Origin of the sequence: Vibrio sp. VB16, assembly GCF_015594925.2 — a bacterium.
Lineage (GTDB): Bacteria > Pseudomonadota > Gammaproteobacteria > Enterobacterales > Vibrionaceae > Vibrio.
The window spans coordinates 562,303-586,628 of sequence record NZ_CP087591.1 but is presented as its reverse complement, the minus strand read 5'-3'; the positions used below and the strand labels follow the sequence as shown (position 1 = coordinate 586,628).

The following is a 24,326-nucleotide window of genomic DNA, read 5'->3' as shown; positions in this document are numbered from 1 at the left end:
TTCTGAGATTATGGTGGATAGTGAGTGAACGAAAAAAATAGCGAAAGAAGACATCAATTTAACGGTCAGTGAAAACTGACCGTTAATGTATACGGTAAAAAATTAGCCTCCTCTATTTATAAATAAACTGAATAGCAGAAACGTCGCTAGGTTGCCCTTTTGAGTTTACCCTTAATAGCATTGTGTGTGGTCCGAGTATTCAGCACACTGAGCAACTGAATAACTAGTAATATTCCCGTTACGCCCAAACCTACTCCAATGCCGCCCCAAATTCCAGCTAAGCCATATTTTGGCATTAACCACCACGCTACAGGTAACCCAAACGCCCAATAACCTATTGCCGTCACGATCGTTGGAGAGAGCACAATTTTCATTCCTCTGAGTAAATTCAGAGCCAATAACTGCCAAGCATCAACCACAAAACAGAGTGCAACGACCCAAATAGATGAGGTCAGTAGGCGGGTTAATTCGTGATTACTAGACGGATTAGCTTCTTCAAGTTGAAATAGTTGAGCGATAGACTCCGGCCAGAGGATGAACACGGCAGCCAGTATTATGCTCAGTATGGTCACGAGTATAAAGCTTTGGTGAGAGGTTCGCTTGATGCCTGCCTGATTTCCTGCGCCAAAGTCTTTGCCGACCAAAATAGCGGCTGCTTGAGAGAAGCCGAAATTGATGTTCCACGTAAAACTTAAACACTGTAATAATATCTGGTGCATTGCCAACGATGCGACACTGATCATACCTGCCATCAGTGTTCCACCGTAGATTAATCCATGTTCCAAAATACTCGCCAGTGCAATAGGTACCCCCATTGTCAATAAAGGGGTAATGAGTTTAATTGAGTATTCATCAAGTCGTAACCAAGGGGCGAAACGATAGTATTTGTCACGCCCAAAAATCCAGTAGCCATAACCGAGCAACGAGATAATGGCTGAAATTGAGGTCCCAGCACCGAGACCCGCTATTCCAAATCCTAATTGAAAGCCAAGCAAGTAGCTGATAGGAACGTTGAGCAACACGGTGATCACGGACATCACCATGACAGAGCGAGCGTCGCCAAAGGTGCTTGTTAGGCCCCTTAACACTAATAGTAAGAGAGTGGGCAACATCGCCCATTTTAAGGCGTTGAGATAATCCATTCCGATAAAAATGACTTCATCTGATTGATTCGCACTACGTAGTAGTTCTGGCGCGAAAATCAAGCTTGTCGTAAGTAGGAAAGTACATATTACCGCTAGCATCACCGCCCCTTTAATAGCATTGCGTATTTGTTGTTTACCAAACTCAGGACGTGACAAGCTCTGTCCATAGGCAATAGCGATTAAGTTCGCGCTGCAACCAACGGTGCTTGCTGCAATTAGAAACACAAACGAGTAAACGGACGCACCTAATCCACCAGCGGCAAGAGCTTGTACACTGATGCGTGACATCATCCAGATATCGGTTAATACCAATGCCATAGAGATGAGTTGGGAGACAATGAGTGGGAGAGCGAGAGAAAATAATTTTTGCATAGTAGCCTCTGTGTTATGTAACACAAAGTAACGTTTTCAAGGCTAGCGTTCAATTGACATTTGTGCCATGCTGACATTACATGAACTCATGCGAATAACTATGTCACCTTATCCCCAAATTCCCTATTCTCATAAAGGTCTACAGGTTTTTGAATCTGTAGCGAGGCTTATGAGCTTTACCTTAGCAGCAAAAGAGCTACACGTTACTCAAAGTGCTGTCAGTCGACAGGTCAAACAGCTTGAGGATGATCTTAATGAATCTCTAATCATTAGAAGAAATCGCTCAATTGAACTGACATTAAAAGGACAGGCGCTTTATTCCGTGTTGGAAAAGAATTATCTAGCTCTAGAAGCTTTAATTGCTTCTTGGAAACAAAGTAATCAGAAAAAAATCGTTATAAAGGCCGCGCTGAGTTACGCAACACGTTCGCTTATTCCCAAGGTACAGCAGCTACACGAGAAGTTTCCCGGCTACGAGATCGTCGTGATCCCTAGCATGGATGAAGACGAAAGTGTTAACGCGAGTGAATACGATTTACTGATATTCAATACTCGTCGTGGTTCGCTTTATACGGATAACCTCGATGTATTGTACTTGCGAGAAGAGTTTATGGCTCCAGTTTGTGCGCAACAATTGGTGTCGGACCAAGCCGACATAGAGGCAATTATTCAGATGCCTAGGCTTCATCCAACGATGGACCATTATGACTGGATCACATGGCTGAGAAATACCCACTATGTTCACTCTTCAAAGACAAGAGATACCACATTCTTAACCTTGGATATGGCACTCAGTGCCTGCTTATCTGGTCAGGGTGTTACAGTGACCGATCTTTTGTTGGTTCTACCTGAACTGGAGTACGGGTATTTAATATGCCCAGAAGGTGCGCCAGTTCAATACAGTCCTTGGCAGTATTTTTGTCACTATCGTACTAAATCACCCATCGTTGAGGAACTGATTGAATGGCTAAAAATTGAAACAGATAAAGAGGTGCAGACCCTTAATCGACTGGCGAATCAATACCATTGGAAAGGGGTGGTGGACTAATATTCGCTATGCTTGATAAAGCTCTAATGGTAACCCGTCCGGATCTTTAAAAAAGGTAAATGCTTTGCCTGTATACTCGTCAATACGAATCGATTCGACTTCGATACCTTTCGCCTCTAGCTCGCATTTGATTTTTTCTACGGAATCGACCACAAACGCCAGATGCCTTAACCCTTGAGCTTCTGGTGTATCGGGGCGTTTAGGGGCATTAGGGAATGAGAATAACTCGATCTGTCCACCATCTGGTAGCGCAAGGTCCAGTTTGTAGGAATCTCGGTGAGCACGGTAGTTTTCTGCGATCACTTCTAGACCCAGAACGTGAGTATAAAACCGTTTTGATACCTCATAATCTGAACAGATAATAGCAGTGTGATGAATTCGTTTAAGCACAGTTGTTCTCCTAGTTGGCGATGAGAAAATGTTCCATCGCATAATCGATGAATACACGAAATCGAGCGGGCATATATTTGGTTTGAGCGAACTGAAGAGCAATCATGCCATGATAATTGCCTTTTATCGTCCAGTCACTGAGTACTTCCTCTACCTCACCAGACCGTATTGCTTCTTGAATAACAAAATCATGGAATATACCAATACCTAAACTATTCTTAACCCCATTGAGCCGCATTTGTGAATGGTTTACCGCGTAACGGCCTGAAACCGGGATCCGGTGTAACTCATCGTCCTTAACAAAACTCCAGATATGGTCGTTGTCAGTTTCACCAAGATAAAGGCAATCATGTTCAACCAGTTGATTGGGATGAGTTGGGTAACCTTTGTTGGTCAGATAGTCACGACTGGCACACAAGACCAGATTTGTTTTACCCATCTCTTTTAATACTAAATTTTCATCGGGTTTATCCGTGAGCCGAAAAACAATATCTATACCGTTTTTAAAGATATCAATGTCGCCATCTGCTGCGCGAAGTTTTAATTGTATATCAGGGTATTTTTTCAAAAAAGGAATAACAAAAGGTTGCAAAACCGAATTGAGAAATGCTTCAGGTGCGGCGACGGTAATGGGTCCACTAGGGTGGTTATGGTCTTCTGTCGATAGTTCAATCGCTTGTTGTGCGGAGTTCACCATGGTGATGCACTCTTCATAGATTTTTTTACCCGCCTCGGTGATGAGCAATTTTCGTGTAGTTCTTTCAAACAGTTTTACCGATAGCGCTTTTTCTAAGCGGGTTATCGTTTTACTCAGTGCAGAAGGCGTTACATTGAGTTTCTTTGCTGCAGCAGTAAAACTTTTCTCCTGCTCGACTAGAATAAAGACAGCAAGATCAGGAAGAAGTGTGATCAACTTATTAGAAATCATCGTTATTTGTGCCTGTGGTTCATTAATGTTTTTCCATGTAGAGGGATAATAGTCTTTATCGCTTTCAGTTAGAATAGTTTTACACTACAAATACATCATTTTCAGCAAGGAATACAAACATGTCTTCAGCATTTTATGATCAGATAAATCAACAGATTGAAGAAGTAAAAGAAGAAGGACTGTATAAGTCTGAACGTATCATTACTTCTGCTCAAAAGGCCGCTGTTTCTATCTCTACTGGAGAAGAAGTGCTGAATTTTTGTGCGAACAATTATCTTGGATTGGCGAATCACCCCGATCTTATACAGGCCGCAAAAGATGGCATGGATGAACACGGTTTCGGTATGGCATCTGTTCGTTTTATCTGTGGTACCCAAGACTCACATAAAGTACTGGAACAGAAGCTGTCAGAATTCTTAGGCAAAGAAGATACGATCCTATACACCTCATGTTTTGATGCGAACACGGGCCTTTTTGAGACCATTTTAGGTAAAGAAGACGCGATAATATCCGACGCACTAAACCATGCTTCTATCATCGATGGTGTTCGCCTATGTAAAGCGATGCGTTTTCGTTATGCCAACAACAATATGCAAGAACTAGAGCAACAACTTATCGATGCCGATAAGGCGGGTGCTCGTCATAAAATGATCGTAACTGACGGGGTTTTCTCTATGGATGGTGTTGTCGCTAATCTTCCTGCAATTTGTGACTTAGCCGATAAATACAATGCCCTCGTGATGGTTGATGATTCTCACGCAGTTGGTTTTATGGGTGCAAACGGTCGTGGAACCCATGAACATCATGATGTGATTGACCGAATTGACATAATTACCGGCACATTAGGTAAAGCGATGGGTGGGGCATCTGGTGGTTATACTTCCGGGAAAAAAGAAGTCGTGGATTGGTTACGTCAACGTTCACGTCCATATCTGTTTTCCAATTCCGTTGCACCAGCAATCGTTTCAGCGTCTATTCGCGTGCTGGCCCTTTTAGCCGAAAGCGGAGAGTTGCGTGACAATTTATGGGAAAACGCGGCCCATTTCCGAACTCGTATGGAAGGCGCTGGCTTTACTATGGGAGGCGCTGACCACGCGATTATTCCAATCATGCTTGGTGATGCGAAGGTCGCAGCCGAGTTTGCTGAGCGATCCCTAGAAAAAGGTATTTATGTGGTTGGTTTCTCATTCCCTGTCGTACCAAAAGGGCAGGCTCGTATCCGTACTCAGATGTCTGCAGCACATAATCGTGAAGAGTTAGATAAAGCGATTGATGCCTTTATTCTGGTCGGTAAAGAGATGGCGATTATCTAAGTCGGTGGCAATAGCCCAACGTATCTTGAGAGATTTAAGTATGAAAATTAAAGCACTGGCAAAACTAAAACCTGAAGAAGGTATTTGGCTTACCGAAGTAGATAAGCCAGAGATGGGTCATAATGATCTGTTGATACGAATTAAGAAAACGGCAATATGCGGAACGGATGTACACATCTACAACTGGGATGATTGGTCGCAAAGTACGATCCCTGTCCCTATGGTTGTTGGACATGAGTACGTCGGTGAAGTGGTTGGCGTTGGCCAAGAGGTACGTGGTTTTTCACTTGGCGACCGTGTTTCTGGTGAAGGACATATTACGTGTGGGCATTGTCGTAACTGTCGTGGTGGACGAACTCATCTATGCAGAAATACGGTGGGTGTCGGCGTTAACCGTACGGGTGCATTCTCTGAGTTCCTCGTGATACCCGCGTTCAACGCATTTAAAATTCCAGATAGCATTTCGGATGATTTGGCATCGATATTTGACCCATTTGGTAACGCTATTCATACGGCTTTATCGTTTGATCTTGTCGGAGAAGATGTTCTTATCACGGGGGCTGGGCCTATTGGTATTATGGCGGCTGCCGTAGCCAAACATGTTGGTGCTCGTCATGTTGTTATTACTGATGTCAATGAATACCGCTTGGAATTAGCGCAGAAGATGGGCGTAACTCGAGCCGTCAATGTTGCCAATCAAAACCTTGAAGAGGTGATGGCTGAGTTAGAAATGACGGAAGGATTTGATGTTGGCTTAGAGATGTCGGGCAACCCTTCTGCATTCAACAGCATGTTGCATGCAATGAACCACGGTGGACGAATTGCACTACTTGGCATTCCACCTAAAGATATGGGAATAGATTGGAATCAGGTTATTTTTAAAGGGATGGTTATAAAAGGAATCTATGGTCGTGAGATGTTTGAAACCTGGTACAAAATGGCCAGTTTGATACAGTCCGGCTTAGATCTTACCCCAATTATCACACATCACTACAAGATTAATGACTTCCAAAAAGGCTTCGACACCATGCGTAGTGGGCAGTCTGGGAAAGTTATTCTAGATTGGGAATAGCAGGAATTCAGTAAATTACTAAGGGACCTTTTTGGTCCCTTTTTCGTTTTTGTGTGTTTGAAGACGCTGCTTTACAAAGAACGTCGTCAGTTTTTATTGATCAGCTCCCGTATTGTTCTATTCTAACGCTTTCTCCAAGTAATCTAACAACACCCTTACCTTTGGGGACAGATGTCGATTATTAGGATAGAGCGCTGAAATGGCTTCATCAGGGGAGCGATTTTGTTCTAATATCTGGGTTAGTCTTCCCTCTTCTATATGAGGTAAAACGTAGTAATCAGGTAACTGGATGATGCCTAACCCTTTAATGGCAGCATCAACGAGCGCGTGACCGCTATTACAAACCAAATTGCCTTTAATCTTGATATTTTTGGGTTTTCCAGAGTCTTGAAATCGCCAGTATTCCAGCGTCCCTACTAAGCAGTTATGTTGATCCAATTCTGATAAAGAGTGGGGAATACCAAAGGTAGACAAGTAACCTGTGGACGCGCAGACATATTGGGTTCGTGCCCCGAGTCTTTTCGCCATCATGCTTGAATCTTCTAGTGGGCCCAATCGAATCGCTAGATCATACCCTTCATCGACTAAATCAAGTTTTTGATTAGTCAGGTTTATGTTTACCTTTAGTTCGGGATATTTGCTCATGAAATCATTAATCAAAGGCGCGATTGTTTTTTCACCGTAGGTGATAGGTGCGGTAATCTTCAACAAACCTCTGGGTGCACTCTGCAAATGGGTGATGGCGCGCTCAGCATCTTCCAACCCGTCAAGCACCTGACGACAGTGTTGATAATAGATCATCCCAACTTCGGTTACCGACACTTTACGCGTTGTACGGTGGAAGAGTTTGGTCGCCAACCTCGTTTCTAGCGCGCTGATTTGTCGGCTAACTTGGGCCGTTGATATACCAAGGCGTTTTGCGGCTTTGGTGAAGCTTTCCGCCTCTGTTACGGCGACAAATTCGTTTACCCCTTCCCAGTTAAACATTATTACCCCTCAGTAATTATTTTGGCGCTGACTAGTGACTATGGTCTAGCTTATCATAACTGTAATCAACAAGAGATGATGTGAAAATAGGTGAAATATATTAAAGCATTGATAAATAATAATATTATAATAATGTGCAATTTGAAAGTTTGGTATTGGTCATGTTTATTATTACCATATAGTAAAAGTGATTTTCATGGACGTGGGATTATCACTCTCAAAAATGAAGACTATAATGTGTCTATACTTTTAGAGAACGCAATACGACCAGACGCTTTCAGCGATCAAATTAAGGATATCAATATGACAGCACAAACAATAAAATCCAAAGCCGCCGTTGCATGGGCTGTAGGTGAACCTCTATCGATGGAAATAGTCGATGTTATGCCACCTCAAAAAGGTGAAGTTCGAATAAAGATGATTGCGACGGGTGTATGTCATACCGATGCCTTTACCCTTTCAGGTGAAGACCCTGAGGGTATTTTCCCATGTATTCTGGGCCATGAAGGCGGCGGTATCGTTGAGTCAATTGGCGAAGGTGTTACTAGCGTTCAAATTGGTGACCATGTTATTCCGCTTTACACACCAGAATGTGGCGAATGTAAATTCTGTAAATCTGGTAAGACCAACCTTTGTCAAAAAATCCGTGAGACTCAGGGTAAGGGTCTTATGCCGGATGGTACGACACGTTTTTCAAAAGACGGAGTTAAGATTTTCCACTATATGGGAACCTCGACGTTCTCTGAATATACCGTTTTACCTGAGATCTCTCTTGCGAAAGTAAACCCTGAAGCGCCCCTTGAAGAGGTTTGTTTGCTTGGTTGTGGTGTGACCACTGGGATGGGTGCAGTAATGAATACGGCGAAAGTTGAAGAGGGTGCAACCGTCGCGATTTTTGGTATGGGTGGTATTGGATTGTCAGCGGTAATCGGTGCAACGATGGCTAAAGCTTCACGAATCATTGTTATCGATATTAACGAAAGTAAGTTTGAGCTTGCTCGGAAATTAGGTGCGACTGATTGCATCAACCCGAAAGATTATGATCAACCTATTCAGGATGTCATTGTGGAGTTAACCGATGGTGGTGTTGACTACTCTTTTGAGTGTATTGGTAACGTCAACGTAATGCGATCTGCGCTCGAGTGTTGTCATAAAGGATGGGGAGAGTCTGTCGTGATTGGTGTTGCAGGGGCAGGTCAGGAGATTTCTACCCGTCCATTCCAACTCGTAACAGGTCGTGTATGGAGAGGGTCTGCGTTTGGTGGCGTTAAAGGTCGCACGGAACTACCTGACTATGTAGAACGCTATATGGCAGGCGAGTTTAAGCTTAATGACTTTATTACTCATACGATGAGCCTAGATAAGGTGAATGAAGCGTTTGACCTTATGCATGAAGGCAAGAGTATTCGAACTGTTATTCATTTTTAATCATAAATTAAAGCTAGCTCAGAAGTTATACCAATCGGAAAAATTAACTGTTCAGGAATATGGATGTAATGGAGCAGACATCAATGGGCAAGGAAGCCTATTGCTAAGCGTACAGGGAGGTCTTGAGCGGTCTGCGGAGTTACTTCGATATTGATCACAAACTAACTTAATATGGTATTAGAAAAGTGGCGATTGAAAATATCAGCGTGAATAAGAGTTTTGGTGGCTGGCATAAACGCTATAGCCACCATTCGAAAGTACTAAATTGTCAGATGCAATTTGCTATCTATTTGCCACCACAGGCGTCAAATGGTGAGAAAGTTCCAGTTTTGTATTGGTTGTCGGGACTGACCTGTACCGATGAAAATTTCATGCAGAAATCGGGAGTGCAATCTCTGGCGTCTGAGCTTGGGATTGCGATTGTTGCGCCAGATACGAGCCCGCGTGGTGAAGATGTGGCAGATGCAGACAGCTACGATCTTGGCAAAGGTGCTGGTTTCTATCTTAATGCTACCCAAGAACCGTGGAGTAGACATTATCATATGTATGACTATGTACTTGAAGAGCTACCACAATTGATTGAATCGACGTTTCCAGTGACAGATAAGCGTTCAATCGCAGGGCACTCTATGGGCGGACACGGTGCACTTGTTATTGCATTACGAAATGCAGGTGCCTATCAATCGGTTTCGGCTTTTAGTCCGATCTGTCATCCGTCTATAGTACCTTGGGGTAAAAAGGCTTTTTCTGCCTATCTTGGGCGAGATACAGTGGAATGGCGTGAGTATGATGCGAGTATTTTACTTGGCGAGGCGGTCGACTTTGTTCCTGCTTTGGTTGATCAAGGCGTAGCGGATGAGTTCCTAAATGAACAGCTAAAAACGGAGTATTTAGAATCTGTTGCTACGGAAAAAGGGTACCCGTTAAAAGTTAATTACCGTGATGGCTATGATCATAGCTACTATTTTATCGCGAGCTTTATTGAAAACCATCTGCGTTTTCACGCGGAATATCTTAATAAGTAGCGGCTAATTGACCGAAAAAAGCCTCAACTGGAAAACTATCCTGTTGAGGCTTTTGTTTTCTTACAAATTATTTCTGAGTAAGACTACGAATGAGCTTTGGTACATCTGTATTGTTTAAGACACCTTCGAAGTATTGAGAACCAGGACCTGTTGCGAATAATGGAATCATGTTCGCTGAGTGACCACCAGTGCTAGAGGCTTCTCTAACCGCACGATCGATAGCACCAGCTTGGTAGTGAGCGGCGACCATTGAACCAATTTCCCAACCGAGTTTGTATTGATACTTCAACTTCCCTTTCTTACCCATTACGTGAGAATTTAATTCAACAACTTGTTCATCGGTCACTTCAAAGCCTGCGTATTCTTTGAATACGGCTTTAATTGAATCGGGTTCAAAACTTTTGCCATCGGCCGCTTTAACGAGTTTTCCTGCCATAAATTCAGGTGAAACAGTGATGTTTTTTAAACCTGCAATGTCCATTGGTTCGGTAACAGATAAGCCCATGGTTTCATGGTCGGCCAATACAACAATTAGTGTGTCATTGCGATCTTTAGCCCAATTTACGGTTTGTTTGATAGTGCGGTCAAACTCCATAAATTCTTGCCAGACACCGGTAATATCGGCGGCATGTGCGGCGTGATCAATTCGAGCGCCTTCAACCATAAGGAAGAATCCATCTTTATCTTTGTTAAGGACATCTATCGCTTTTTCGGTCATCAATTCTAAGCTTGGTTCGTTACTATTTAAGTCATCACGATCCAATTTATAGTTCATATAAGTTGGATTGAATAGACCCAAAAGTTTGTCCACGCCTTTAACCGCCGCGAGCTGGTCTTTATCTTTTACGATGGTATAGCCCGTTTCTTCAAATTTTGGCAATAAATCGACACCATCTTGTTTTTTAGGACCAAAATACTTTGAACCGCCACCTAATAAAACATCATACTCATGCTCTAGCATTTGACGTGCCGCAGCCGGTTGGCCTTGATAACGGTCAGCAACACTTGCTGTAAATGCTGCTGGCGTCGCATCCGTTACGGTATTAGTTGAAATAACGCCCACCTTGCGGCCTGCTTTTTGGAAGTCATCTAAAATACTATCAACTTCGACGCCTTGAGGATCAACCCCAATAGCACTGTTGTTTGTTTTCACGCTTGTTGCAATGGCAGTACCAGCGGCGGCGGAATCAGTGACTTGATTATTTGCTGAGTATGTTTTAACTAAAGCAACATTGGGTAATGATTCAATGAAATGAGAACCGTCTTTGCCATATTCCATATGACGAGCGATTTCAATTTGTCCTAAACCCATGCCATCACCTATAAAAATAATGACGTTTTTGGGTCTAATCGTTTCTGCTTGAGCTTGTGCAAAATCTGGTGCGGCCATAACGTAGTTAGAGCTTGCCAATGCGGTGATTGTGGCTAAAGCGATGGTTTTCAATTTCATAAATGGTGCCCTTCAACTAAAAAAATAAAACCTTTAACACAAAAAGGTCAAAATACGGTCGATATTCGAAAGAACCCGTATTTTCTCTGAAGATCACATATAGATATGATATCAAAATCACATAGTTAGCATGAAATATCAATTGATAGAATACTTTGTTTAATGCTGTTGAAATTGAATGCGAAGTCACGTCTTATTCTGTGATCTCTTTGGACAAATCTCGGAAGAAATGGCCGGTTTCACGAGTTGCGTCTCGCGTAGCGTGGCCAATAGCTGTTGTGGCTTCTTTGGTTGCCTTTCCTACTTCATTGGCGTCTTTTTTTATCTGCTCTTTTTGAGTAGCGGAGCATGCAAATAGAGTCGTGCAAAGAAATAAGGTAAAAATAGAGTTTTTGTTCATTTTGATTGAGGTCAGCCGTTATAAAAATGTAGGCAGTAGCTTATCATTTTGTCGGAATGACGAAAGCAAAAAAGCCCTGGTAAAAGGGTAATGCCGTTCACTTAAGAAAAAGTATTCGTCGTCATTCCCGTGAAAACGGGAATCTGGGTGGGTTTAGATCCCCACTTTCGTGAGGATGACGGAATTTGATGTCTTAAGTTAACAGCATTACTGGTAAAAGGGCTTTTATTTGAAGATGGGGTAGGTTGTTAGAAATCGCTAAAATTCCATTCTATAAACAGAAGTTGTACCACTCACTTCATTACCAACGGCCAAGTAATGTTGCCCATTTCGTTGGAAATATTTAATCGATTCTGGTCCCAAGTCACCTGCTTTCATGTTGTATTTTCCGTTGTCACAATTGCCGTCGTCTATTGCTGTACATACTCCTTCATTGTAATGTCGATTATTGACATAGTGATTAAACGTTGGCTTCTCTGGGTTACTTACGTCGTAAATCATAATGCCCCCCTGACGTTCTAAACCTATAAAGGCATACTGGCGACTGTTTATATTTGCGGTTTCGATCGCTTCTGGTTCTGAGCCTTTATCATCACTACGATCGTCACCACTCTGATTACTATCGTTTGTGCTATTAAAATGTTCGCCATTTTCACGTAGTGCGATGTGAGCAAATTCATCACCACTGTCGTATACAAGACGGCCCGATTCACTAAATATAGAGAATGACCTAGCACCGTACGTATATACTGTTTCATCAATGGAAATAGCTTTGCCTTGCGAGATATTCTTGTCGTTGAGGATCTTTAAACGCCCCAGTTGTGTCTTGTCTTTAAGTGCCACAGAAAGGGGGTGGTTCTCGTCGATGTTTAAGTTCTTGCCCCTGACCTCGTCGACATAAGCAATACAAAATCCTTCTGCCGAATTGTATTTATCTGTGTTTGAAAAATCATCTTCATCCCATTGATAACTTTTCATATCGCAGTTTTTTTGGGTGGTATCAAATCCATACTCTCGACCATCACCTTCATTAGCGGTCAAAATATAGGTTTTGCCGTTGACAGTGTAACTGGTGATGCTATCAGGCATGTATAGTCCTTCTAACATCGGATAGCTTTTCAAGTTCCCCGCTTTCTTATCTTTATTAGAGGCATCCAATTGAGCGTTGGACCATGATTTCCCGCCAAGGCCAAAAATTTTATCGATTTCCGCATTTGCCACATCAATTACCGCGATCGCATTGTTCTCTTGAAGCGCGACATATAACTTACCGTTGTCGGCAAACGTTAAGAATTCGGGTTCTAAGTCTTGAGCAACAGAGGCATTTGGCGCTGAAATTCGAACCGTTTCCGACAATTCGTTAAAACGTGAGTTTTCTGAATTAAATGCTTGGAAATTAATTTGAGTCACACTGGCGTTCATTGGTCCATCACTTAAATCGACAAGTGTGACGCTGCCCTCTGGATCAACGCTGTAATCAGAGTTTGGTTCGCCTTCATTCGCGGAAGCGAGATAACGACCGTCTTTTGAAAAGCTCACCATATCGGGTAATGCACCCGCCGTGTAGGTGTTGATCAGTTCTAAAGTGTCAGACCGGTATAGGGCAATGATACCGCTCTGTTGCTTGATTTTATTCTCAACGGCGATGGCCACTAAACCACCGTGCGTCGTTACGCTGTTAGCCGCGCCGATGTCTAAACCTGAATGGAGTGCTGCACTTTGTAAATCAATCACACCATTATTTATAGGCTTTGCATCTTGGTTGAGCAATAAGACATCCACTTGCGCAGCTTGTGCGTTAACCACATATAGCGAATCAGTACAGCTATCGTAGCTCACTATTTCTGCGGCTGATTTGTCAAAGCGTGCGTTGGATATATGGGTTCCAACTAAAGTTAAGCCTTTAATCGGCATCTCGGTATTTTCGACTATTGAATGTGGCTTGCACTGAACACCTAACTTAGACGAACTCTTCGGATTATTGCTATTTGTTGAAGTACATGCAGCCAACAATGTCATTGATAAAGCCAATATGAATCGGTTTTTGAATTGCATAAATTGTCCCTGAATAATAATGAGTCAATGAAATTAACCGGACTAATTTATGTGCTTTATGTTACGTATTGGTTTCAAATTGATTAACCTTGCTTGACAGGCCAAAATCAAATGCTGGTCAATAGAGTGGCCTCAGTAAGACAAATAGTTAACTCGTCTGTTTCCATATATGAGATGTCAGTATGTGAATTTCGCACTATATTCAACTCAGTTTACATGGTTAGATCACGTTTTTATTAGGAACTGGAGGTTAAACATGGGCTGGACAATTCAAGGCACAACACGTTATTTATCAGAATTTGGTCTTAGGCCAGTGCGCAGTAGAATAAGCGTAGAAGAAGGCAGTATTTTTCTGAGTGAATTGCTTAAAGTTGATCCTAATAACATGATGAATTCAAACGGTTACGCTTATTATATCTGTCGCCAAAAAGAAGAGGTGAAAGCGTTACTCATTACGACTTCAATCGAAGATAGTAAATATGTAAAAGAATCGGAGGCACAGTTTATCCGATTAGTAAAAAGTTTGGTTAAGCAAACGACAACTGGAGTGGTTAGTAAAGAGGTGGACTTGGTCAATAATCATGTCGAAAAAGTTGGAGTGCATACTTTTCAGATAGAAAGAAATGGCATCAATCACAGTAATTCTTTGCGATGTATATTGAGCCTAACAGAAGACGCTATTGCAGCGAAGCAATGGCTTGATAAGATTGATTACCACGCAGTATAAACACACGGAATACCTTGATTCTAAGCGGAATAGTCTATCTAAAAATGCCCAATAGAATGCCCATGGATGGCGGCTCCAGTGTCTCCGATTTGTTGACCAGTTATTTTCCAGATTGGTATTTTATAGGGGCCAGTTCAATTTATTGAAAATGGCCCCATTTTTATCCCTGTCACTTAACCTGACTTCACGGCACTTAATCAAGTAATGGTCAATTAATGGCGAAGTTAATCACCTAAAGCCACGCCTTCACGACGAGGGTCTGCACCCCCTATCAATTTGCCGTCTTTAAATAAAATGGCATGAAGACCGGAGTTTAGGTCGCGGATATTAACCTTGAATCCCATTTTCTCTAATGGTTTTTTAAAGCTTTCTGCGGAGGTTCCTTGTTCAAGGTCATAGGTGCCAAATCGATTCACCATATGGGGCATATCTATAGCTTGTTGTATATCCATTCCCCAATCTAGGTGTGCGATCAATGTCTGTGCGACGTAGCCAATAATGCGAGAGCCTCCCGGAGAACCAACGGCCATGTAAGGTTGCCCTTGTTTCATCACGATCGTCGGCGCCATAGAAGAACGAGGGCGCTTTCCCGGTTCGAGTCGGTTCGCAATGGGATAGCCATTTTTATAAGTGGCAAAAGAAAAGTCCGTTAATTCATTGTTGAGAATAAAACCGTTGCTCATCACTCTAGAACCAAACCCATTTTCGACGGTACTGGTCATTGAAACGATGTTCCCTTCTTTGTCGGCAATCACTAGATGCGTTGTGCTTGGTAACTCGATGGACTGATCATCGGCAAGGGCTATTTTATTCGCCCATGGCGGGTTTCCGGCCGCAGCCGTTGCTAATGCGCTGCCTTTTTTGATCAACGAAGACCGGCTAGCAAGGTAATCCGGATCCACTAACCCTTCAGGAACGGGTACAAAATCTGAGTCCGCCATATAACGACCTCGGTCCGCAAAGGCCAATCGAGAAGCATCCCCTATTATCTGCCATGAAACGGGATCTTCAGGTCCCATTGCGCTCAAGTCAAAATGGCTTGAGATGCCCATAATTTGGCCGACAGTAAGGGCGCCAGAACTTGGTGGCCCCATGCCGCAGATGTCATATTGCCGATACGGAGCACAGGTGGTTTCTCTTTCTACCACGGCGTAGTTAGTAAAGTCGGCTTGAGATAGATAACCAGGGTTATCTGTAACGCCGGTTACTTTCGCTACAATATCTTTGGCAATTTGACCTTGATAAAAGGCACTTTCCCCTTCTTTTGCTAAAGTCGCGAGCGTTTTCGCATAGGCCGGATTTTTTAGTGTGCTGCCTTGTGCAAGAGGTTGCCCATCGGATGTGAAGAAATAGGCTTTGGTGTCTGGATAGCGGCTCAAGCGCGCCTTATCTTTTGCAATAGAAGAGGCCAATCGTTCTGACACGGTAAACCCGTCTGTCGCCATTATTGTTGCAGGCACAAATAATTCGGACCAACTCTTTTGTCCATACTTTTCATGCATTGTCGCGAGTAACTTTACCGTGCCGGGCGTACCAACAGAGCGGCCACCGACTACGGCGTCATAAAATTTTAAAGGCTTACCATTTTCGTCTTGAAAAAGTTCGGGACGAGCCGCTATAGGGGCCGTTTCTCTGCCATCAAACGTGGTTATTTTTTTAGATTTTGCATCGTAGTAAACTAAAAATGCACCACCACCCAAACCAGAAGATTGTGGCTCAACTAAACCTAATACGGTTTGTATGGCGACTAAAGCGTCGGCAGCATTACCTCCATTTTTTAATACATCATAACCCGCTTGAGCGGCCAGTGGGTTTGCTGCCGCGACCATATAGTCATTGGCAACGACAGCCTGTTTAACCGTTACTTTGCTGGTTAATTCTGGGGCGACAGAGTCCGCCACTTGCGAGGTGGCATTGGCGTTAACGGAAAGAAAAAATAAGCCAACTGACGTTAATGTTTTGTTATACATAGTTTCCCTTATTATAATATTAACCCATTGAAATAAAGCGGATACTTGCAAAGTATGGTCCATATTTTCTCTATTTTAAATCAAAGGGTTGTATTGTTTTTAATAACAATTATTCAAGTCGTCTTACTCATTTGAGGCAAACTGCACTGGAATGGGGAAAGTATAGAAGAAGATTGAAAAGAAGTGTTTAGCATAAATAAGACATTCATGATGACAAAGCGAAAACGTCAAATGAGATAACAAAATGTATGCCATATTTTAAGTGTTTAACAGGCCCCAACTGGGGATGTATTTCCTACAAATAAAAGGGTGAGTAGATATCTACTCACCCTTTTATTGAAGCGAACAACCTTACACTATAAATTTGTCTAAGATACCATTCTGCTCTCGCACATTGTCGCCTTGAATCTGCATTGCGGTACTAGATTCACCTGCGGCATTGGCAACGAGATCTGATAAATCTTTGATCTTCACAGTATTAGAGTTTATTTCTTCAGCCACTAAGCTCTGCTCTTCCGCCGCGGAAGCGATCTGCATATTCATATCGGTGATACGCTGAATGGCGTCCCTAATCCGCTCTAGTGCGCTATTTGCCTCTTGTGCTTGGGTTACGGTTGTTACTGCGGTCTCTTTACTTGTGCCCATTGCTTTAGCTACCGCACCTGCACCGGCTTGTAGTTGTTCAATCATGGTTCGGATTTCGGTAGTGGACTCTTGGGTTCGTTGTGCCAATGTTCTCACTTCATCTGCAACAACGGCAAACCCGCGACCATAGTCTCCCGCGCGCGCGGCTTCAATTGCCGCATTGAGCGCAAGCAGATTAGTTTGATCTGCGATATCGTTAATAACCTGAAGTACGGTTTCAATTCTATCGGTAGCATCTTCCAATGATTTTACTTGTATGACGGCATCGTCGATGCTGGCGGATAACGCGCCAATAGATTCTGTCGTATGGCTAACGATAGCACTGCCTTCTTGTGTGGCGTTATCGGCTTCTTGAGCCGCAGACGCAGCACCTTGTGCATTACCAGCCATGTCGGTAGAAGTCGTGGCCATTTCATGCATTGCCGTAGCTAACTGTTCAATTTCACGCATCTGTTCGGTCATCGCCGCCGCCGCCGCAGACGCGCCTTCAGAACTTGATTCGGCACCTTTTAGTATCTCGTGACTTATCCCTTTAAGTTGCTTTATCTTGTCTTGTAGACTCTCTGTAAACAGGTTGAAACCTTTCGCGAGCTCTGCAAATTCGGTGTCTGTGGTGGTGGCTAAACGTTGTGTCAAATTACCGTCACCAGTAGCAACATCTTGTATTGCATCATTAAGAGAGCCTAATGGTTTCATTAATTTACCAATCAACACAAGCAGTAAGCCGATACTGATTATCAACGAGATGGTGGTAACTATGATAGAGCTTGTACGCATGTCACTAACAGGTTGGAAGGCAATACCATTGTCGATTACTGAACCGACATACCAGTCAATACCTGGTATTTTTCGAAAGTCATAAGCTAATTCATTTCCATCTGAGTTCACAATCTGCATCTTTTCAGTAATATTTACTTGAGCATGCATTTCAGAAAATGGTTTACCGTTTAATTCGGTATTTGGATGAGCAATGATCGTTCCATCTGAGGAGACAATGAATAGGAACCCCGCATCAAAAAGATTCACTTGGTTTATTGTTTCGGCCAAACTTGCGAGACTTACGTCAAAGAACAATGCACCAACAAATTGCCCACTTTTTTTCAATGGTGTTGCAATTGAGATTACGATCTCTTTGGTAACAGAATCGGCATAGGGGGCGGTGATGATAAGCGCATTATTTGACTTGGCATCCTTATACCAAGGACGAACGCGGGCATCCCAAGCAGAACCGGGATCCCAATTAACGTCGCCACTAATTGCTTTACCGTTTGTTTCTAAACCAGCACCAACAAGTATGAAAGGTTTTTTTAGACTGGGTTTATTAATTACTTTCTTAATGGCGTCGGGGCTTAGATCATCGTTAGCCATTTCTGTTGTATAAATAGCGAGCGCTTTTTGTCCGGAGATCTTTTCAGCAACGTTACTTTTTACACTATCCATGGCATTGTTTAACCCATGCATGATGGTATCAGTAAGGAGGTTTTGAGTAGTAAAAACTTGCTTCGTAGTAACTATCGCAACAGTTACAAGCATCAATAATGTTGAAGCGGCGACAATTTTGTGACTAAATTTCATAATAAATCCTTTAAAAAAAGGTATTTTGGACTTTCGTCAATAAGCTTATTACACAGAATAGAAACCCATCCCGTACGCTCAAGTAAATATAATTATTGTTTTTTATATAAAGCCTAACTAACACCTACAAGTATAGCGGCCTAGTTACGACAATCTTTAGCCAAAAGCTCGATTTAATCCCGCTTTCTCAATGAAGATAAGTAGTTCACACTTTTTGGGATGTATGTACATTATTGCAGCTCGTTTCTGAGACGAATATAAGCAGTAATTTTTATATCAACTCAATGATCTATGATACGGGTGATGTCTAATGGCTGTCGAAGGAAGACACCCTGTCTTTGAGGTGTTGAGTTATTTTTTATCTACCGATTGTGATTTGAAATTTTCAATATCTCTTCTCGCAAAATGAACCAAAGCAAAAACAGCAATAGCATAGAGAGAAGCCCAACCGAGACATGCAAATACCAAAATAGTGATAACCAGAGCAATGAGAGAGAGTAATTTATTCGTGCCAGTCAATAGTTTGTACGCCGATAGCATGGCAAGCAAATAAACAAGGACAAATACCCCGTTGGCTAATTTAACCAGAGCTTCTAGATCGACACTCAAGACTTCTCCGATGAATGCACAAATAACCAGAGTTCCAGTGATAGTGAGAGTGGCAACGGTAGGAACGCCACGTTTAGAGATGACCGCCATTTTGGTTTGAGGGTGGCTATTCTTAGCGATGGCGTATGCCATTCTAGATAAGCTTTGCACATATAAATTAAGGCTAGCGAAACAGGCAAAATATCCCACAAGGCTAATAAGTGTCGCCCCTTTGCTACCAAATATTTGTTCGCTTATCCAAGGAATAGATCCAGAAGAAAGCGCTTCTGTACCGTAGGCTTGGAACTTAAGAATGACAACAGAGCAACTCCAATAGATCACACCAGCGAATAGAGAGCCTAAGATAATCGCGATAGGGAAATCAGTTTCGGGTTTTTTAAATTCTTCTCCCATATGCGCAAATGCTTCAATGCCGACAAAACACCAGAACATCACGCCTAATGCAGATGCAATCGGAAAAATAGAATCGGTGGTTAAAACCGGCATTTTAATATCTGCGGTGCTGACGCCACCATAGATCCAGAACAGAGACACAAGGGCACAGATAGCCAAAGCAACGACCGTTTGAATCCGTGCTGAAGATTTGCTACCAATCAGGTTGACTGCAATCAATAAGCCGATGGTGATAAGTTCAGCGACGAGGGTGTGATCAAAAGGGGCAGGAAGTAACGGTTTTCCAAAACTACCGGCTAAGGCAATACCCGCAGGGATACCAACCGGCGTAACACTCAAAAATAACCATCCAACGCTGCGCTCCATTCGTGGACCAAAGGCTTTGCGAACAAAATAAGCGGTGCCACCGGAACTCGGAAAACGTTTTCCAAGGGCTGCAAAGGTCAAGGCGATAGGGATGATGGCGATAAACAGAATCAGCCATGCCCATAATGATGCTTCCCCCGCGATACCTGCTGCGATAGCGGGTATCATAAAGAGGCCGGTACCCAAAAGGGTGGTAGATAATTGGCCGACACCAGACCATAACGTAATTTCTTTTTTCAGCTCGCCCATAGAAACTGCTCTTAATGTATTGATATCCCAAATGGTTAGGCGGGCAAGGATACTGCAATTCTTGACGCAAGATACAATTATTCACAGACTATTTATTATTAATTGTTCTATCAAAAAAACAGAGCCTTCGTTACGAAGGCTCTGTTGATCGAATCACCTAAATGCAGGTTAGATAGTGAAATTAAGCAATAACTTGCTCTGTTTGCTCAGCGCGGCTTTTCAAAAATGCATAACCAAACCCAGTAACTGCGGTACCTGCTGTTATGGCAATGATGTACATCAGTACGGAAGAGATAGCATTTGGAATAAACAGCACGAAGAGACCGCCATGTGGTGCCATTAACTCGCAACCAGCAAGCATTGAAAGTGCACCCGCAACGGCTCCACCAGCCATTGTACAAGGGATAACGCGCATAGGATCACGGGCGGCAAATGGAATAGCACCTTCAGAAATAAAGCATAAGCCTAATACAAATGAGGCTTTACCAGCTTCGCGCTCACTCTGATTGAATTTCTTCTTAGCAAGGAAGGTCGCTAAACCCATACCGAGAGCAGGAACCATACCAGCAGCCATGACAGCGGCCATAGGTGCATAGGTTTGCGAAGCCAATAAACCAACACCGAATGTGTAGGCGGCTTTGTTGACTGGACCCCCAAGGTCGAAACACATCATACAACCGAGAACGATACCAAGCATGATGGCATTGGCATTGCCCATGTTATTAAGGAATTCAGTCATCGCTGCCATGACGCTAGCAACCGGGCCACCAACGACATAGATCATTATCAGACCAGTGAATAAGGTCGCAACAAGTGGAATAATAAGAATTGGTTTTAACGCATCCATTGATCGAGGAAGCTGCAGTTTATCAGCGATAAACTTAGCCGAGTAGCCTGCGATAAAGCCCGCTAAGATACCCCCCAAGAAACCCGCGCCAATTGAGCTTGCTAACATACCGCCAACAAGACCGGGTGCAAGGCCTGGACGATCCGCGATAGAGAAAGCGATGTAGCCTGCAAGCACAGGAATCATAAGTGCGAATGCCGACCCGCCTCCTATTGTCATTAGTGCCGCCGCAAGGGTACCTTCTTCTTTAAACGCTTCTATACCAAACACAAATGAGAGTGCGATAATCAAACCACCAGCCACAACAACGGGTAGCATATGTGAAACCCCGGTCATCAGGTGCTGGTATACGCCTTTGCTTTCTTCTTCTTTCGCGGTAACAGTGCCATTAGATTGGGTATAAACCGTTGCTTCAGCGAATGCTTTTTCCACTTCTTGCTTGGTTTTTTTAAGGGCTGGTCCTGTTTTCGTTTTATAGAGTTTTTTACCGTTAAAGCGATCTAAAGGAACATCGATATCTGCTGCGATAATAACTAAGTCAGCCTCTTCGATTTCCTGTTCAGTAAGCTGGTTCTTTGCACCTACACTACCGCGAGTTTCTACCTTAATTTGATGGCCAAGGCGCTTTCCTTCGTTTTCTAAAGCTTCAGCTGCCATGAAAGTGTGTGCAACACCTGTTGGGCATGCGGTAACGGCGACAATTTTCTTAGAAGCACTAGGACTTGATACGGGTACTGAAAGTGTGGTTGCATCGGTAGAGGTTAATTCAGTTGCCTCTAAAACGGCTTTTTCTAACCATGCTTTTGTATCTTCAGTGATTTTAGATATCTCTGCTTGATACACTTTTTTTCCGATGAAGCGTGTCGTATCAATTGGCGTGTTAGCGGCGATAACCACTACGTCAGATTGCGCAATATCGTTGGCAGTAAGTGTAATTCCCTGCACCACAGAAGATTGGCATTCAATTTTTGCATTCCAATCTAGTGATTTCACTGCTTTTCCAAGCAGCCCTGCCGCAATGATGCTATTTGCAACACCACTTGGACAAGCTGTAATAATAGCTATATTCATAATAATCGACCTTGTTAATTCATTGACTAATAATGGTTTATTGTTTTAGCTCAACTGGGTAATTTGTATCTGTTTCTGTAAGGATTCGAGTGCTTCTAGACATGGAACACCAACGCCTACTTGCGCGACGGCTAACGCAGAGAGGGCGGTAGAGAACGTCAATAGTTCTGGTTTCTGCATGTTTTGCATATGGCCCCAACAAAGGCCGGAAACTAATGTATCGCCAGCACCAACCGTACTTACTACCGTCATTTTTGGTGGCTGAGAGCGTAGCCATTCATTTTGGTTAAGCCACAACACTCCTTTGGACCCCATAGAGACTACGATGTTGTCGATACCTTTGTCGGCAAGTTCTTGTGCCGCTTGTTGACATTCAGCTGGTGTATCCAAAGAACGACCAACAAACCCGGACAACTCTTCGTCGTTAGGCTTAATAAGCCATGGATTTGAATGAATACCAGCAGTAAGCGCTTCACGACTGCTGTCAAATAGCACTTTTTTACCAAGGTTATGCAGATGTTGTATCCAACTGGCGCATAAGTCGGGTGATACACCTTTAGGCAAGCTACCTGCGATAACAAAATAATCGTGGTTCTTCGCCAGCTCAAAAAGAGTCTGCTCAAATTGCGTGATGTCGTCTTCGCTGACCTCAACACCCGGAAAATTAATATCGCTCACTTCTCCAGATTGCTCGACTAATTTTACGTTGATGCGCGTTGCGCCATCTACTCGCACAAATTTGTCTGTAGCATCGATCTCTTCAAATAATTGGCAGAACATCTCCTGATTATCACGGCCCAGAAATCCCGTAACGGTAACCTCCGCACCTAAATCAGAAAGTACTTTCGCTACATTCACACCTTTACCTGCAGCGTGTAATGAGCCTTGATTCACGAGGCTCACACGACCGACATTTAGCGTTCCCATACTACCGGTGAGATCCAAGGCAGGATTTAGCGTGACAGTAACGACTTTTTTGGTTGTCATAATACGATCCTTACCCTTCACCTAGGCCAGACTCAATGGCGATGCCTATCGCTTTTATTGCTTCGCCAGCGTCGATGCCCTCCGCGGAGAACGCCAAAGAATGTCCATGCATAACGCCTAATCCGATCACCTTCATTAAGCTCTTAGCGTTGACGGTTTTTCCGTCTCCATCAAGGTTCTTCACACTGATAATTGACTCGAATTTCTTCGCTTCTGCCACCAGCATTGCGCCTGGACGAGCGTGTAAACCGTGGGCATTTTTTATCTTGAAGACGGCATTATTATCGGACGTTGTGGGAGCAGATGTTTCGCCATCATCTTGTGTGAATAGAGAGACCAACTCTTGCTTGGTGGCTTGAAGAATGGTGGTTTGCTTCTGTTGGAAGACTAATTCACTGATCGTATCGAGCATGGTTTGGTGAGCGGCATTGCAAACGGAGAAAGCAATGAGCCCGTTGACGGGTTTGTCTTCAAATGAAAATGCGGGGTCGACAGTAACGACAGACATTGCAGTGCGTGAAACCGAGGTAACACTGCTGATCAACCATAGGCCTTTACCTAGATAGGTTGGCTTTTTACTAACAAGGTCAGCGATGAAGCTAGCCTCAACTGAATGGGTGTTTTTTAATAGGCCACCCGCAACGGCAGAAAGTTGAATCATGTCGCTTGCAGGGAAGTTTTGTAGGATCAGAGATTCATCAAAGTCCGCAGTGAATTGAACGTCACCATTTAATAGGGCGAGGATTTCTTGTTTTGTAGAAGCATCTCTCAGTTTATCTTCAACACCATCAGCAGAAAGAACCTTAGTCAGCTGCTTTAATATGCCTAAATGCTCGTCAGATTTAGCGGCGATGCCAATTGCGATATAAATCGTGTTACCGTCTTCCCAATCTACGCCCTGGGGAAAGTGATGGACAGCGACCCCGGTGCTTTTCACAAGATGACGGGTATCGGTTGTACCATGAGGTATTGCAATGCCGTTTCCAAGGAAGGTGGTGTTTTGTGCTTCCCGATTAAGCATACCTTCTACGTAGTCAACTTCTACTAATCCTTTCTTTGCAAGGTCGCTCGCTAATACGCGAATGGCCGTGCTTTTGTCTATAGCGGTTTGTTGAAGCTCAATATCTAATGTTGTCAGTTTTAACATGGTGCGCCTCTTAGAGCTCTTTCATGAGAGCTTCAATCATCGGGTCAAATTGCTTTTAATCTTCGATTCATCGTTGATGTAAACTTAGAGCTGAATCGGTTCAGCAATGCTGCAAAAAAATTCAGCA

General features: G+C 43.2%; 19 protein-coding genes. 6 read left to right on the top strand and 13 right to left on the bottom strand.

The window, feature by feature from the left end:
• Positions 1-146: 146 nt before the first annotated feature.
• A complete protein-coding gene (locus IUZ65_RS19115; RefSeq protein WP_195705614.1) occupies positions 147-1,517 on the bottom strand; it encodes an MATE family efflux transporter in 1,371 nt (456 codons plus the stop codon).
• Positions 1,518-1,617: 100 nt separating this feature from the next.
• Between IUZ65_RS19115 and IUZ65_RS19110 the strand changes: the two genes are divergently transcribed.
• The gene (locus tag IUZ65_RS19110; RefSeq protein ID WP_195706443.1) at positions 1,618-2,565 is read left to right on the top strand and encodes a LysR family transcriptional regulator; all 948 of its coding nucleotides are present in this window, start codon (positions 1,618-1,620) and stop codon (positions 2,563-2,565) included.
• 6 nt (positions 2,566-2,571) lie between these two features.
• Here IUZ65_RS19110 and gloA2 read toward each other — a convergent pair whose 3' ends face one another.
• Both gloA2 and IUZ65_RS19100 read right to left on the bottom strand, forming a co-directional pair.
• A complete protein-coding gene (gene gloA2, locus IUZ65_RS19105) occupies positions 2,572-2,955 on the bottom strand; it encodes an SMU1112c/YaeR family gloxylase I-like metalloprotein (protein ID WP_195705613.1) in 384 nt (127 codons plus the stop codon).
• Between the two features lie 10 nt (positions 2,956-2,965).
• Positions 2,966-3,883: a LysR family transcriptional regulator gene (locus tag IUZ65_RS19100; RefSeq protein WP_195705612.1), complete on the bottom strand. Its 918-nt coding sequence runs from the start codon at positions 3,881-3,883 to the stop codon at positions 2,966-2,968.
• A gap of 119 nt (positions 3,884-4,002) precedes the next feature.
• On the opposite strand from IUZ65_RS19100, the gene IUZ65_RS19095 reads away from it, so the two are divergent.
• Together IUZ65_RS19095 and tdh are read left to right on the top strand one after the other, a co-directional pair.
• Entirely contained in the window at positions 4,003-5,196 is a 1,194-nt protein-coding gene (locus IUZ65_RS19095) for a glycine C-acetyltransferase (protein ID WP_195705611.1), read from the top strand.
• A gap of 40 nt (positions 5,197-5,236) precedes the next feature.
• Positions 5,237-6,268 carry an L-threonine 3-dehydrogenase gene (tdh, locus tag IUZ65_RS19090; RefSeq protein WP_195705610.1) on the top strand — a complete coding sequence of 344 codons (1,032 nt, stop codon included), beginning with the start codon at positions 5,237-5,239 and terminating at the stop codon, positions 6,266-6,268.
• Between the two features lie 117 nt (positions 6,269-6,385).
• Here tdh and IUZ65_RS19085 read toward each other — a convergent pair whose 3' ends face one another.
• Entirely contained in the window at positions 6,386-7,255 is an 870-nt protein-coding gene (locus IUZ65_RS19085; protein ID WP_195705609.1) for a LysR substrate-binding domain-containing protein, read from the bottom strand.
• A 303-nt stretch (positions 7,256-7,558) separates the two neighbouring features.
• Here IUZ65_RS19085 and IUZ65_RS19080 point away from each other — a divergent pair, with 303 nt between their 5' ends.
• The gene (locus tag IUZ65_RS19080; RefSeq protein ID WP_229638249.1) at positions 7,559-8,683 is read left to right on the top strand and encodes an S-(hydroxymethyl)glutathione dehydrogenase/class III alcohol dehydrogenase; all 1,125 of its coding nucleotides are present in this window, start codon (positions 7,559-7,561) and stop codon (positions 8,681-8,683) included.
• Between the two features lie 185 nt (positions 8,684-8,868).
• A complete protein-coding gene (gene fghA / locus IUZ65_RS19075) occupies positions 8,869-9,708 on the top strand; it encodes an S-formylglutathione hydrolase (protein ID WP_269213889.1) in 840 nt (279 codons plus the stop codon).
• 67 nt (positions 9,709-9,775) lie between these two features.
• Here fghA and IUZ65_RS19070 read toward each other — a convergent pair whose 3' ends face one another.
• From IUZ65_RS19070 to IUZ65_RS19060, 3 genes are all read right to left on the bottom strand, one after another.
• Entirely contained in the window at positions 9,776-11,158 is a 1,383-nt protein-coding gene (locus tag IUZ65_RS19070) for an alkaline phosphatase (RefSeq protein WP_229638248.1), read from the bottom strand.
• Between the two features lie 193 nt (positions 11,159-11,351).
• Positions 11,352-11,558 carry a hypothetical protein gene (locus tag IUZ65_RS19065; protein ID WP_195705608.1) on the bottom strand — a complete coding sequence of 69 codons (207 nt, stop codon included), beginning with the start codon at positions 11,556-11,558 and terminating at the stop codon, positions 11,352-11,354.
• A gap of 258 nt (positions 11,559-11,816) precedes the next feature.
• Positions 11,817-13,613: a choice-of-anchor I family protein gene (locus IUZ65_RS19060; protein ID WP_195705607.1), complete on the bottom strand. Its 1,797-nt coding sequence runs from the start codon at positions 13,611-13,613 to the stop codon at positions 11,817-11,819.
• Positions 13,614-13,869: 256 nt separating this feature from the next.
• On the opposite strand from IUZ65_RS19060, the gene IUZ65_RS19055 reads away from it, so the two are divergent.
• Positions 13,870-14,340: a hypothetical protein gene (locus IUZ65_RS19055; protein ID WP_195705606.1), complete on the top strand. Its 471-nt coding sequence runs from the start codon at positions 13,870-13,872 to the stop codon at positions 14,338-14,340.
• Positions 14,341-14,564: 224 nt separating this feature from the next.
• Here IUZ65_RS19055 and ggt read toward each other — a convergent pair whose 3' ends face one another.
• From ggt to fruB, 6 genes are all read right to left on the bottom strand, one after another.
• Positions 14,565-16,310, bottom strand: a complete 1,746-nt coding sequence (ggt, locus tag IUZ65_RS19050; RefSeq protein ID WP_195705605.1) for a gamma-glutamyltransferase — start codon at positions 16,308-16,310, stop codon at positions 14,565-14,567.
• A 351-nt stretch (positions 16,311-16,661) separates the two neighbouring features.
• A complete protein-coding gene (locus tag IUZ65_RS19045; RefSeq protein WP_195705604.1) occupies positions 16,662-18,530 on the bottom strand; it encodes a methyl-accepting chemotaxis protein in 1,869 nt (622 codons plus the stop codon).
• A gap of 351 nt (positions 18,531-18,881) precedes the next feature.
• Positions 18,882-20,147 carry an L-methionine/branched-chain amino acid transporter gene (gene yjeH / locus IUZ65_RS19040; protein WP_195705603.1) on the bottom strand — a complete coding sequence of 422 codons (1,266 nt, stop codon included), beginning with the start codon at positions 20,145-20,147 and terminating at the stop codon, positions 18,882-18,884.
• 181 nt (positions 20,148-20,328) lie between these two features.
• Positions 20,329-22,065, bottom strand: coding sequence for a PTS fructose transporter subunit IIBC (gene fruA, locus IUZ65_RS19035; RefSeq protein ID WP_195705602.1), 1,737 nt, complete (start codon positions 22,063-22,065; stop codon positions 20,329-20,331).
• Between the two features lie 45 nt (positions 22,066-22,110).
• The gene (gene pfkB / locus IUZ65_RS19030) at positions 22,111-23,052 is read right to left on the bottom strand and encodes a 1-phosphofructokinase (protein WP_195705601.1); all 942 of its coding nucleotides are present in this window, start codon (positions 23,050-23,052) and stop codon (positions 22,111-22,113) included.
• A gap of 10 nt (positions 23,053-23,062) precedes the next feature.
• Entirely contained in the window at positions 23,063-24,199 is a 1,137-nt protein-coding gene (gene fruB, locus IUZ65_RS19025) for a fused PTS fructose transporter subunit IIA/HPr protein (RefSeq protein WP_195705600.1), read from the bottom strand.
• Positions 24,200-24,326: the final 127 nt, after the last annotated feature.

Coding starts and splice junctions, on each gene's coding strand:
- fruA (WP_195705602.1), bottom strand. CDS start 22,065: ATGAATATAGCTATTATTACAGCTTGTCCAAGTGGTGTTGCAAATAGC.
- IUZ65_RS19070 (WP_229638248.1), bottom strand. CDS start 11,158: ATGAAATTGAAAACCATCGCTTTAGCCACAATCACCGCATTGGCAAGC.
- IUZ65_RS19100 (WP_195705612.1), bottom strand. CDS start 3,883: ATGATTTCTAATAAGTTGATCACACTTCTTCCTGATCTTGCTGTCTTT.
- tdh (WP_195705610.1), top strand. CDS start 5,237: ATGAAAATTAAAGCACTGGCAAAACTAAAACCTGAAGAAGGTATTTGG.
- IUZ65_RS19045 (WP_195705604.1), bottom strand. CDS start 18,530: ATGAAATTTAGTCACAAAATTGTCGCCGCTTCAACATTATTGATGCTT.
- IUZ65_RS19080 (WP_229638249.1), top strand. CDS start 7,559: ATGACAGCACAAACAATAAAATCCAAAGCCGCCGTTGCATGGGCTGTA.
- IUZ65_RS19060 (WP_195705607.1), bottom strand. CDS start 13,613: ATGCAATTCAAAAACCGATTCATATTGGCTTTATCAATGACATTGTTG.
- IUZ65_RS19065 (WP_195705608.1), bottom strand. CDS start 11,558: ATGAACAAAAACTCTATTTTTACCTTATTTCTTTGCACGACTCTATTT.
- IUZ65_RS19055 (WP_195705606.1), top strand. CDS start 13,870: ATGGGCTGGACAATTCAAGGCACAACACGTTATTTATCAGAATTTGGT.
- pfkB (WP_195705601.1), bottom strand. CDS start 23,052: ATGACAACCAAAAAAGTCGTTACTGTCACGCTAAATCCTGCCTTGGAT.
- yjeH (WP_195705603.1), bottom strand. CDS start 20,147: ATGGGCGAGCTGAAAAAAGAAATTACGTTATGGTCTGGTGTCGGCCAA.
- ggt (WP_195705605.1), bottom strand. CDS start 16,310: ATGTATAACAAAACATTAACGTCAGTTGGCTTATTTTTTCTTTCCGTT.
- IUZ65_RS19085 (WP_195705609.1), bottom strand. CDS start 7,255: ATGTTTAACTGGGAAGGGGTAAACGAATTTGTCGCCGTAACAGAGGCG.
- fruB (WP_195705600.1), bottom strand. CDS start 24,199: ATGTTAAAACTGACAACATTAGATATTGAGCTTCAACAAACCGCTATA.
- IUZ65_RS19095 (WP_195705611.1), top strand. CDS start 4,003: ATGTCTTCAGCATTTTATGATCAGATAAATCAACAGATTGAAGAAGTA.
- IUZ65_RS19110 (WP_195706443.1), top strand. CDS start 1,618: ATGTCACCTTATCCCCAAATTCCCTATTCTCATAAAGGTCTACAGGTT.
- IUZ65_RS19115 (WP_195705614.1), bottom strand. CDS start 1,517: ATGCAAAAATTATTTTCTCTCGCTCTCCCACTCATTGTCTCCCAACTC.